This is a genomic window from uncultured Nostoc sp. (assembly GCF_937863485.1).
Classification (GTDB): Bacteria; Cyanobacteriota; Cyanobacteriia; order Cyanobacteriales; family Nostocaceae; genus Nostoc.
In genome coordinates, this window is record NZ_CALMFY010000221.1 from 1 (window position 1) to 11,612 (window position 11,612).

An 11,612-nucleotide genomic window follows, 5' to 3' on the forward strand; every position below is an offset into this window, starting at 1 on the left:
TTTATTAGCGATCGCACCTTTTTTGTCCAACCTCACAAAATCGCGTTGCTCCCGTAGCAATGGAACTCCACAGCGTTTTCGTGGTAGCTATAAGCTGCGACGAGTCAATAACGTTCCTGGCTCAACTCCAAAGCAACGTAGATGGTATATCTACTCGGCCAATATTTCTCTTGAGCAGTAATTGGTTCTAGAAAAATCCTCAATCATCCTGAATACTCTGTTACTTACTTTTAAACTTAAATTACCCGCCGTTTCGGATTGCTGTTGAGTATATGGTTATTTTTAAAATGTTTCCTGCAATCGGTTCAAGAGTAGTTTCTGAATTGTAGATAGCTGAAAATGGGTATTGTATCTGCGCCATTACTTTTTTTGTACCTAGTCCAAAACTCGAAAGCGCGGCAGCTACCGGAGTGAACCATACAGCCCGTAATCTAAGCATAATTAATTTTCTTTTGATATTAGGTAGTGTTTACTTCCACTAAAGACAAACTACCGTAAATTTCTCAAAAAATAAACCATCTAATTAACTGTTACTTAGAGGATGTTATCAAAGTTGCAAAAGGTATAGTTTTGTACTTGAGTATGCCGAAAATACCATTTAACTACACTATTAGTCTGCCCCGCCAAAATTGATTGCCGGGTTCGGACTGGGTAAAGAGGAAAGATTAAAGGGGAAAGAGGTAAAATGTAGCGTAATATTTCTCCTATGATGGGTAAGTAATGCCAAGTATTTGACTACAATTTACTCACTGGTGGCTACTTATCAGTTAATCATACGTAAATAACTGAACATTGTTACAATCTCTACATTTACGCGCCCGTAGCTTTTCGCCTTCTCCCCACCCAGCCCCATCAGCACGGAAATATACCCACTGACTTACTGATTCTCCAACGGTACGACCCCAAAGAAAATTTTGTGAACCGCAGATAGGACATGGCGTTTCTTGTGGATTAAGGTTTTTGTGATTCGGTTGGTTGTTCATGAGCTTCCCCCGATAAATTCTGAGTGCAATCTTTAGCAGCTATTGGGCCAACGTGAGTTCGACGGTTAGAAAACGGCAGGAGGTAGTGCAGGCAAATCTTTTGGGTAAATATCAATCGACGGTTTTTTGGGCAAGTAGGTGTAAGCAGCCAAACCAGCCATCAAATTGACCAAAAAGTTAAACACACTACGATGCCGAGAGTGTTCTATTTGACACATATTTTTGAGATGGTCATTGACAGACTCAATTACCGCCCGTTTGCGTAAAAGAATTTTATCAATCAGTTTTACCAAACGGTTTTTCATCTTCTTTTTAGATTTAGTAACTAACTCTAAACCTCGTTTGTATAACTCTTCAAATAGTTTTTGCGAGATATATCCTCTATCTCCAAAAAGTTTACCAATTAAGTCTTTAGTCATATCTAAGACTGGTTTACGGTCATCAACATTTGCCGGAGTTAGTTTGAATGCTAGCAATTCTCCTTTGTCGTTGATAATCAAATGAAGTTTAAACCCAAAGTGCCAACCCACAGAATTTTTCCCCCATTTCACTAACCCTTTAAAAACTTTATGGGCGTGAGAGCGGCAATTGTGACACACATTTATCGGCGTGGAATCAATAAAAATAATCCCTGTAATTTCTCCTGTCCGTGTATGCAAAAAACAACACAATAACATTAAACACCAGGGCATGAGTTCCACAAATCTTGTGTAACTGACCAAATTTGGAAACGCTCTACGCCAACTTTGTAGCACGTGCAACGTGTAGAACTCTTTGAAAGTCTTATAACCACTACCATGAAATGCAATCGCGATTGTCATCACTTCTGATAAATGCATCTTTGAGTAACTACGACGCTCTCCCTTTGTGGATGGTAACTGTGGTACTTGTTGCCATAAGTTCTCCCACTGGTTACAAAAATCATCTACGTCACAGAAGATTTGTTCGATATCAAGCGGAGCCGGAGACGCTCCGCCTCCGGGCGAGATACAATGCTATACATAGCCGAGACCCTAATTTTTCTTAGATATTTTTAGTCTCGGCGTTTTTTTGTGCCTTTTTTGCTCATTCTCAATCAATCTTAGCGATCGGCTCCGGCGGGCGCTTCGCGTCATCGCAACACCTACCCAGTTTCTCATGTTTCATATCTAGCAAGCTTTTTGCCGTTTTCTATCCGTCGAACTCACGTTGGGCCAAAGTGCGATCGCGATCGCTTGAGATTGAATTACCGATTTTTCCCAACTGAGTGATAATTTTATTTCCAGCAATCATCACCGTAAAAAACTTTCTGTTGTCCGTTGGGTAAAAATCTCGCGCACCATCCGCTTCTCTACTGTCTACCTCTGATTTTCCTCAACTGGGTTAGAACAAGCAGATAGGGAGCGATCGCACCAAGCTCACTGCCTTCATGCGATCGCAACTCGAATATTTTTATTGTGGAATGCGTTCAGCAGTTATGCTTATTGAAAAGTTTAGGGCATAACTCTTATGACCACTAGCGCGGAGTTTGGCGTAGCTTGCCGCCAACTCTTGGAGACGCAATCGCGTTCGGCATCACTCCTCTCCTTTCCCCAAAATTCTTAGAGAAAATCATTGCGCCCAGCCCTTTGGCAAAATTCCTAAAGGGGGATGATTTTTAATATGTCAAAGCCCCTTGCTCTTTAACTATCAGTTTTTTGCCTTGATAAATTAGTAAAGTGCCATCTGCTCTCACCTGATAAAGATAGTTGTGATTGCGGAACTCGTAACCGAGGAACCGTCCTGGCGTAACACCATCGGCACCAGTTGTGTGGATAGTTTTGCCAGTCAGACTAATCGATTTACCAGTTTTTAAATTCTTGCCAAAGTATTTAACATTGTTGCAAGTTACGTATCCTTCTGGGCAGTTTCTGGTAATTTTGACGTTGAAGTTTTTAGTCTTTAGAGTTTCACCATTAGCTGTTTGAGTCCAAAGGGTAATAACTGGTAACAGAGCAAGCAATACGGCAGATTTTTTGAAGTTCAACATATATTCTACAAATTAAATTAATAGCTGTTTGATAGATACAAATTAAATTAACCCAATTCCGAAAAAATAGCGGAACCTATCCTATTAATAAAATTTGTGGTAAAAAGCTTAAGCTTATTGAGAACTGAAAATGAAAAATCAAGGTTTTCAAGCACATTTTACAAACAGAAGTAGGGTTTTTTAGAATAGTGGGATAGGTTCCGGTTCCTTGACTACCAGCGTAGCTGGCTTAACGACGGCGGCTGTTGCTGCATCTGTTATTTCCCACCCCGCCGCCAAAATTCACCCTCATGGCGATCGCACAAAATCGTCAGTACGGTTATTGGCATATGTGATGTGGCGGCGTGGCCGCATGGCGGGTATTGGACAGCGACAGAGGCGCGATCGCTCCCACTCCAGACCCCACAATGTGAGCAATGCTCTAACAGTGAGATCGGGAAGCAGGGGAGGCAGGGGGAGATAAAATAAGTGTATTTATCGCTAATTTTGTATATAAAATTACTATCAACTTATCTTCACTCCCTCTGCTTCCCCTGCTCTTTTCACGATGATCTCACTTTTTCGCGTTGCTCTTATTTCCCGACAAGTCTAATAAAGCAGATTAACAACCTATTTAATGTCGAGTAGTAGTTGAGAACAATTCATGAATACGCAAAAAAAAGAGATTGCACCTGTTTACACAAGGGTAGCTGTGTCCATTGATTTAGGTGGGAGTCAGAGCAAGGTAATTGTTCAGATATATCCTTCGGGTGTGCCGATGGTAATAGCAATGGAGCCAGAAATTGCAGATGTCGGAAAAAACTCAATTACTCATTTGTCAGGAAACTGTACTTGGGTAGGAATAGGTGATGAGTATTATGTCTTGGGCGCTCTAGCTAAAAATACTTTTGCTGGCACACCAGGACTTAGGGATTTGAAATATCACTATGCTTTACCAAAAATAGCAGGATTGTTATGGAAAATTTGTTGTCAATTGGGCTTGAGTAAAGGTGTTGATGCTTCTGTGCAATTATTGCTACCGCCAGGAGAAATGTCGGACGGCAAGGATTTGAGCAAGAACCTGTCAGCAGCGTTGAGAAAAGGAATTGTCACACCAACAGGCAAGTTAAAACTTAACCTACATAATTTTTACGTAGCTTCAGAGGGAAGTGGGATTATGGCTTACCGTAGTCGCACTTTGGGGGCATTGTTTGGGCAAAAAAGTATTGGTTTGTTGATGTTGGGTTACCGGAATGCTAGTTTTTTTGTTTCAACTAAAGGTAATCCTGCAAAGGCTGAATCTACAGAGTTGGGGATGAATTGGCTAGTACAGCAATTTGTAGAGCGTACTGCTGTTGGGCTATCAAAGGATGATTTACGTATACCAAAAGCTTTAGTGTCAGCAAACTTGGGCAAAGAGAATGCATTACAGTTGTTATCACGCAAAGCCACATCTGCTGGAGTTGAATCTGATTTAAAGTTGTTTAACTCGGTTTTACTAGATGTCCGAGGTGATTACTGTCGAGCCTTAATTCGGTGGATTAGAAATATTGCCGTATTGGATGAAGTTATCATTTGCGGCGGGACTGCTGAGTTTGTGCGTAAGGAATTAACTCAACATTTTGAAAAAGAGGGCATACCCATTGTTTGGAATGGCAATGTCGAGATGCCTAAACGTCTTGATACTCAAGGTTTGGACGACAGACTTGCTGATGTCTGGACTGCACACATTACCTATATCAAGATTTTAGACCACAATTTTGGCTACCAACGTAAAACTGATTTAGTTCCAGATTATCATCAATCCCCATCTGTACAAAATTCCACACCACCCAAAGAAGTTTGGCAGAAAAACGGCTTTTTGACCATGCATCCTGGAGTTTAGCCCGGAGTTAGGAGCAATCGCTCTTGTGGTACAAAAGCATATAAGAGCGATCGCTCCCGATAAAGCTAACTATCTTATATCCCAGCCATCAAATAAATTAGGCTGGTCTACTCCATACTGCCTCTGCATTAACCGCCGCAGTTCTGCTACCGAATTGGCTGACTTCATCAAAATCAGCACTGATGTGACGTGTGGGGATAATCTCTCTTTTGTTTCATGGGAAAGCATTTGATGAATTTTGTACTTCCTTCGCCCATTTATAAGAACGGGATTAACAATGTCGAGTTTGGCTTTTTCCTCTGGTGTCATCCAACTATAAATGAACTCCCAATAGTACAAGCCATTCTTGATGTGCTTTTTATGCAGCTTACTAATCCGAGCCAAATTCTCCTCAAACTCAGTTTCAAACATCTTTGTCCAAGGACAGGGCGTAGAAAGAATGCGACAATCATCTATCCGGCATTGCTCAACTGTGCGTTGTTCACCCCATACTTGCTCGAATCTACTCGTGAGTGAGTCTTCAGCAAGTGCATCAACGAGTTTTGCTGCTTGATGATTCCCTTGTTTGTCAAAGTAACGCCAGATGATCCGAACATCTTTCAATGACCACGTTACAGCACGCGTAACTGTATTTTTAACCGTATATTCCGCAGGAACTGTAACGTGATTTAAGCCTTGCTCCATAAGGGTTTTGTTCACACGAGGCAAGCTAAACTGTAACCTGGTTAACCAGTTATTATTTATACCGATTGTTTCTAGGATATGATTTTGAGACATCCGATACTCTTTCGTCTCAACTATTCTGATCGCATCAAACCGATAATTGCCGATGTGCAATTCAACGGCTTGAGCGGCTGCAAAATTTTTCTTAGTCATAATTAGCTGTGCAAGATTTTCATTAATTCTTCGCGCAGCGTTTGTAAATACTCTTTCGAGATAGATGCACTATCTCTAATACCTACAATAGATTATTTATCTAACTCTCGAAGTCAAGATATTGAGTTCAAGCTTTACCATAAATAAACTAAATTTTCTATAGACTGAAGTACTGTTTTTTTCCGTACCTTAGCCAATTGATTTTATGAGAACAGAAAATATAAACTCTGTCTGGAAGAACCATATAACTCACGGTTTCACTTGCAGAATCTGGTGTAGGAGATTGTTCTTTTACACCAATTTTTTAACTATGAAAAAATCATGCAACAACTAAAATTACCAACCCACAACGGTACACACCCTCAAAAAGCAACAGACTCATTTACTATCCCTCAACAGAAAGAGCGACTAGAAAATCTGTTGTATCAGAAGGTTCAACAAGGGGAAGATATATCGCCTTGTATTGAAGCTCTTTATTATTTAGCTTCAAAGCAAACAACACAAGACCAACTGCAAGTAATGTGGGCTGAAGTAATCAAAGAACGCTCGGCATTCAATTCATTGCAAAGAGTAATCATTACAGCCTTCGCCATCTTAGGAATGATTGCCTTTTTTAATGGGGCATTTCGCTCTATCAAACCATCGGCGGCTGTTGTCAACCCACCTGCTGTTCAACCTCATTAAAAGGATTTCACGAAAAAATGGAGAATACGAGGCAACCGATGAAAATAATGAATCTCCGAAAGATGATTTGTTAATGTATAAACTCATGAAGGCTGATTTGGTTGGGGGACATAATCAGCTTTTAGAAACTGAAAAAGTCAAACAAGAACTGAGTAAATTCGTCCAAAGTGAGTGGAGAGATATAGCACTTGGGAGAACCTTAACCTTTGACCGAGGAATGATTATCCCATCTAAAGAACTGAAAAATGGTGAAATCTGTGTTCCTTGGATGGATGATGGTGAAAAGGTTCTTAATTTTCGTTCTCCATTCCTCAACTCTAATGGTTTATGTGTATCTACCAATAAACTTGTTGAAGATAGACTAGCTCCAGATGGGGCAAATCTCAAAGGAATTATAGTCGTCAATGACGAAGACCATAAACGCATTTTAGCAAGACTTAAGACCAACGAAGTCGCACCCCTCGAAACAGAATCAGAGCGGCAAGCACGAGATTTTGATGGTGACTGCATTGGTGTGGCACTAGCTAGTAAATATCCCAATTTCACAGCCGAAGCTGAATACCGGAACCAAAAAGAATTCGCTTATGCCCCTACAGTCAAGCTCAAAAAACAATCTTTTTATCGAGAAGACGGAACCCAACCCCCCTTTGAAGAAATAGCTATCCACATGAGCGATAGCATCAGCGTAGGCATAATCAACAATCAAGTGACAGCGCTGGAGGCTTTAGAGTCGGAAATTGAGGTACTTAAAACTTACGGCACTATCGAACAAAAATCAGAATATTTAGACCAAGTATCTAGCCACTATCAAAGTTTATTTGAACAGGAACATGACGAGAAGCCCAAACCAATTAGAGCAGAGTACAAACCCTTCATGCAATCTGTTGTAGCTCTAGCAGAAAATCCTAACAGAACGCCAGAGATTATTCAACAGGCGATGGACGAGAATCGCCTGATGTACCGAGAAATGATTGGTGAGGGATGTTATCAAAACCAAATAGCGGTTGATTTATTCAAAAGTGCTAAAAAACCTGATATGGGTTTAATCAGGGAAAACAGCCGCTACTTGTATCGTGATGTTAATTATATTAAAGATAAAAAGTCGCGTTCAGTTTATTTAAACACGGGGATAACACCAAAGGGCTACTCACCAGTAGAATTATTGATTAGCCAAACCAATAAATATTTCCAAGAATCACAGTTAGAATCGCGTCCCATAGTCCAGTTTAAAGATTTGTTCAAAGGAGTAGAATTTACACCACAGCAGAAATTTGCAGCAGTTGCCGCCAAATACGAGTTTGATCTGAAGTTCAACGCTGCGGTACGTATGGAGCGACTCAGAGAAACCGAGAAGGGCCCATCAGCAACCATCCAAACTCCACAAGGGACGCAACTCGAAATTGGCAATCTCACCCGTTACGGACATCCTCTGATTTGGAAAGCTCAGACACTTAATATTCGCCTAGATGAAATTCCAGAGAAATGGCGAACTAAAGAACGCCCCCATCGTTTATTAGCAGTTGCACAAATTAATGGTGAGATAGGAAATGATGGGAAACCCGCATACCGCAAGCTGGGGACAATTAGCCAACAGTCAGTAACTGACTACAACCTCAAACCGGGGGTAGTCATGCAGGGAGCTAAAGTCACAGAATTTAAACCAGAACTTACCAAAAGCCAAATTAAATTACTTTTCGGCAAGGCAAATGAAGCGGCACAAGCATTTTACGCTTCGATCCCAGAATCAGACAAACTTGCTGCTGCTGCGGCTGCCTGGAACATCTGTGCATCTCGTCAAGATGAACTCGAAGTTGCAAGAAAAGAAAACACCGACCCAGGAGCGATCTCTAAAAAAGTCTCCAATTTTGCCTTTGCTGCTTTCCCAAACGAAATTATCTCCCGCTTGGAGGATCTGCAATTTAGCGAACCGAAGTTATTCACACTCAATAATGAAGCAAATCAATTTTTGGGCAGAAAGTGGAAACCAGACGAAAAACACCCCATAGAAATCAGAGCCTCTCATCACCCACCGGGACATGAACGCCACGTTTCCAGACTGTTGTTTGTACAGGATACTGACGGCGAATATAAAGAATTCGCCATGCTGGAGACAAGAACTGGAATGTTACCAATTGGCACAAAGGCGCAAGCTAATTTCATTGGCGTGGAACCTGCTACTGCTAAGGCCACTATTGGACTACCAGGAAACCAGCCGATTGACATTACCATCCGCGAACTTAAAAACTTCTCTTACGCAGGACTTGTTTTTAACGACCAAGCAGTAAATTTAGAATTTGGCACTGTACTGATTCCTGACAAAACAGTAAAAATTAAATTAGATGCTTTGACTCTGGGCGAGTTAGACAACGATTCTCTTCAACAGTTAAAACAAGTTGATTACCTAAAAAATGGTAATCCCCTCAAATTAAAACTTACCTCTATCTCCGAAGCTGGAGATCAAGCTTTTGTGCTGGGTGAGTCCCCAAATGGTAATCTCCTCAAAATCAATAAAATCAACTTTTATGATTTTTCTGGTCAGTCATTCTCGGATCGAGATTACCAAAAACTGACTATCGAAACGCCACCTTTAAAAACTAGAGATGCAGTATTTCTCAATGGTGAACCCTTGGGAGTATTACATTTTAAAAAAGATAAAGATGCGCTCAAACAGCTTGGACTACTCAAAACCGGACAACTTACACCCGCACCCGCTATTGTTCAAAGTAATTTTTCGGTAGTGTATGCCCAAATTGACCCCAGTACCGTTGAATATCCCCAGAAATGGACAAAGGAATTTCAAGTTTTTGGGACTCAATCAGTTAATCCCCAACAACAGGAGATGATTAATAGTAGTGCTAAAATTCTACACCAAATTAAAGAACGTCCCACATTCCTGTTCACCACACCAAAAGACAGAACATTGGGGCTAATGGGCATGGCGGTTGACAATCATAAAGTTGAAGCTGTAACTAAATGGCTCACTCTTCAAAATGTTGTATATTCTCAAGTGACACCTGAAAATGTCATGCCAGAAACTAAAAAGGGATTGGCAGTATTTAACTTAGTCGGTAGTTCAATTCCTCCCAAAACTTTGGAGAGTATGACTAAGAAATTTGGAGATGTGATTGATAAGAGTGCTGAATATCAACAAAAAGTTAACTCTCTGCCCACGCGACCACAATTTTTGAAACCTCCATCTCAAACAGCACAATCCCCACCTAACCAATCTATAAATTTGCCACTCTCCACTACGCCTCCTACATCAGACATTACTAATAGTGTGAAACCCGAACCTATTGGTGTAGAGAACCGCCCAACAGTTAAGATTGATGACTTGAGAAATTGGTACAATGCCGCCGATAAGTTAGGGAAGTCGGAAAATTACAAAAAACGCATTGTAGAAGTGGCTAATGGGTTTAAAGCTGGTGAGCAATTGTCAGCCGAAGCGTTGACAGTAATGAATCAAGATACATTTGAGCTTGAAGCCATCAGTCGGCTGACTCAAATTGCTCAAAGGATTGGCATGGTCTGGGGTAAGTCTAATGAAAATGGCACTCAAGTCCAAGGAAAGATTTATGACTTGGCTTTCAATACCCAGCAGAGAGATTTAACTATTTCGCAGAAAAATGGTGAGGTAATTTTAAACTTGCAATCTGGTCAGGTGCAGACTAATAAACTAACTCCACAGATATTGCAAACTTTTGAGGACGCGAATAGTCAGATAGATAAGATAAGAACGAAGAATCAAAGGCAGGAAGTAGAGTTACAAAGTTAATCTTAAAAATCATGTCAATTCCTTGAAGAAGAAGTCAGGATTCAGGAGTCAGCGTCTGATTGATAGGGGTATCAAGCAAAACAGCATATAAATTGCCTTTGTTTGTGGTGTAGCGCACTCGGATGCCTTGAGTAGATACATCTTCTGATCTGCTAATGTTTAAGTTTTATTAGCCTTGAGAAAAGCGATCGCACTTTCCCAATTAATTGTTTGGTTCAGCAAATAGTGGGTAAATATCGCTTTGAGATTTTCTAATTCTTCTAGGGTGAAATTTGGGGCAAGACGTTCTGCGTAACTTGGTCGATTACCATTGGTAGTAAACAAACGCTCCAGAAAAGCACTACTGATGTACATTTGCGTCGAATTTTGCTCAACAACCACATCTACTATCAGCCCTGTTGATGCAAAAGCATCACGTAAATCATCAGCATCCCAATTGAGCATGGGGTCTAATTGATTAGCGTAGATTGCTTCTTCTGCGGCAATTAATCGTTTGTATAACTTGGCATCTAGCGAGTATGGCTCAAGTAAACGATACAACCTTTGAGTATAGCGTGGTACAGTCTCTGCTAATACTAGCTTTCCTTCTAAAGGTATTAGTTGGGCTATATTTTGGGCAGCTATTAATTTATCAGGTTCCGACACTAAGGTATTACGCCCAATAATGCAATCAAATTGCAAATCTGGTGCAAGGTCTGCTACTATTGGAGGCAGTTCAGATATTGGCACAGTCAAAATTATTGGACGCATTAGTTCTTTGAGTGCTGCTGCTTGTTCGTGTAAGGCATTAGCATCAGTGTTGGTGCGAACACAGGCATAAACTCCACCTTCTGGAACTTGTCTTATTGCCTCCCAAGTTAAGAAACCAGTTCCAGCATTGATATCTAGCACCAAATGATGACGTTGCAATTGAGCTAAATCAAAAATACGCTCTCGAAGGGTTGCCAACTGTGTACCCACTTGAGAAAGTGTACGCTGCAACCAACGTTCACTAGCTCTATCACCAGTTCCATAGGTCAATATTTCTAACGGCGCAACAGCACTGCCTTCCATCAATGCAGCAAGTTGGGCTTCGCGGCGACGTGAGACTTGTATACTAATCTCTTTTTCTCGACCTTACCTTGGGCTGATGGCTGATAGAATACTTGCCCTTGTAGGCTGGCTGGTAAATATTGCTGTGCTACCCAGTGGTCTCGGTAAGCATGAGGATAAAGATAACCCTGCCCATGTCCAAATCCTTTTTTGTCTCGATTTGCATCCTTTAAGTGATTAGGAACCTCTTTTTCTTTTTCTCGCTCCACTGCTGCTAGTGCATCAAAAAAGCCCATAATGCTGTTTGACTTCGAGGCTGTTGCTAAATATAGTGTTGCTTGTGCCAAATGATAACGACCTTCAGGCATTCCTACTCGGTCAAAGGCTTCA

The 11,612-nt window shown here is 41.0% G+C and carries 10 protein-coding genes and 1 pseudogene; 5 read left to right on the plus strand and 6 right to left on the minus strand.

The genetic code is table 11. The features are described 5' to 3' along the window. Positions 1-181 (plus strand): hypothetical protein (locus tag Q0541_RS30540; protein WP_298920018.1); only part of this gene is annotated, 181 nt, incomplete at its 5' end. Positions 182-767: 586 nt separating this feature from the next. On the opposite strand, the gene Q0541_RS30545 is transcribed toward Q0541_RS30540, so the two are convergent. The 3 genes from Q0541_RS30545 to Q0541_RS30555 form a co-directional block, all read right to left on the minus strand. Beyond that, positions 768-983 (minus strand): hypothetical protein, encoded by a 216-nt coding sequence (locus tag Q0541_RS30545; RefSeq protein ID WP_298920020.1) that lies wholly within the window; start codon positions 981-983, stop codon positions 768-770. A gap of 65 nt (positions 984-1,048) precedes the next feature. Then, positions 1,049-1,804, minus strand: coding sequence for an IS982 family transposase (locus Q0541_RS30550; RefSeq protein ID WP_298920023.1), 756 nt, complete (start codon positions 1,802-1,804; stop codon positions 1,049-1,051). An 815-nt stretch (positions 1,805-2,619) separates the two neighbouring features. Next, a complete protein-coding gene (locus Q0541_RS30555; RefSeq protein WP_298920025.1) occupies positions 2,620-2,991 on the minus strand; it encodes a hypothetical protein in 372 nt (123 codons plus the stop codon). A gap of 208 nt (positions 2,992-3,199) precedes the next feature. Here Q0541_RS30555 and Q0541_RS30560 point away from each other — a divergent pair, with 208 nt between their 5' ends. Together Q0541_RS30560 and Q0541_RS30565 are read left to right on the plus strand one after the other, a co-directional pair. Then, positions 3,200-3,454 (plus strand): hypothetical protein, encoded by a 255-nt coding sequence (locus Q0541_RS30560; protein ID WP_298920028.1) that lies wholly within the window; start codon positions 3,200-3,202, stop codon positions 3,452-3,454. A gap of 180 nt (positions 3,455-3,634) precedes the next feature. Continuing rightward, a complete protein-coding gene (locus tag Q0541_RS30565) occupies positions 3,635-4,855 on the plus strand; it encodes a ParM/StbA family protein (RefSeq protein WP_298920030.1) in 1,221 nt (406 codons plus the stop codon). A 69-nt stretch (positions 4,856-4,924) separates the two neighbouring features. Here Q0541_RS30565 and Q0541_RS30570 read toward each other — a convergent pair whose 3' ends face one another. Beyond that, complete coding sequence (locus Q0541_RS30570) at positions 4,925-5,731, minus strand: hypothetical protein (protein WP_298920032.1); 807 nt, start codon at positions 5,729-5,731, stop codon at positions 4,925-4,927. 321 nt (positions 5,732-6,052) lie between these two features. On the opposite strand from Q0541_RS30570, the gene Q0541_RS30575 reads away from it, so the two are divergent. Beyond that, positions 6,053-6,415, plus strand: a complete 363-nt coding sequence (locus tag Q0541_RS30575; protein ID WP_298920035.1) for a hypothetical protein — start codon at positions 6,053-6,055, stop codon at positions 6,413-6,415. Beyond that, positions 6,348-10,190 (plus strand): hypothetical protein, encoded by a 3,843-nt coding sequence (locus Q0541_RS30580; protein ID WP_298920039.1) that lies wholly within the window; start codon positions 6,348-6,350, stop codon positions 10,188-10,190. Before Q0541_RS30575 ends, Q0541_RS30580 begins: the two co-directional genes overlap by 68 nt. A gap of 159 nt (positions 10,191-10,349) precedes the next feature. Here Q0541_RS30580 and Q0541_RS30585 read toward each other — a convergent pair whose 3' ends face one another. Next, on the minus strand, positions 10,350-11,243 hold the full coding sequence (locus tag Q0541_RS30585; RefSeq protein WP_298920041.1) for a hypothetical protein: 894 nt from the start codon (positions 11,241-11,243) through the stop codon (positions 10,350-10,352). Further along, positions 11,243-11,612, minus strand: a pseudogene (locus Q0541_RS30590) (replication-associated recombination protein A); the annotation flags it as partial. The gene Q0541_RS30585 and the pseudogene Q0541_RS30590, both read right to left, overlap by 1 nt.

Coding starts and splice junctions, on each gene's coding strand:
- Q0541_RS30545 (WP_298920020.1), bottom strand. CDS start 983: ATGAACAACCAACCGAATCACAAAAACCTTAATCCACAAGAAACGCCA.
- Q0541_RS30550 (WP_298920023.1), bottom strand. CDS start 1,804: ATGACAATCGCGATTGCATTTCATGGTAGTGGTTATAAGACTTTCAAA.
- Q0541_RS30555 (WP_298920025.1), bottom strand. CDS start 2,991: ATGTTGAACTTCAAAAAATCTGCCGTATTGCTTGCTCTGTTACCAGTT.
- Q0541_RS30565 (WP_298920030.1), top strand. CDS start 3,635: ATGAATACGCAAAAAAAAGAGATTGCACCTGTTTACACAAGGGTAGCT.
- Q0541_RS30570 (WP_298920032.1), bottom strand. CDS start 5,731: ATGACTAAGAAAAATTTTGCAGCCGCTCAAGCCGTTGAATTGCACATC.
- Q0541_RS30575 (WP_298920035.1), top strand. CDS start 6,053: ATGCAACAACTAAAATTACCAACCCACAACGGTACACACCCTCAAAAA.
- Q0541_RS30580 (WP_298920039.1), top strand. CDS start 6,348: ATGGGGCATTTCGCTCTATCAAACCATCGGCGGCTGTTGTCAACCCAC.
- Q0541_RS30585 (WP_298920041.1), bottom strand. CDS start 11,243: ATGGAAGGCAGTGCTGTTGCGCCGTTAGAAATATTGACCTATGGAACT.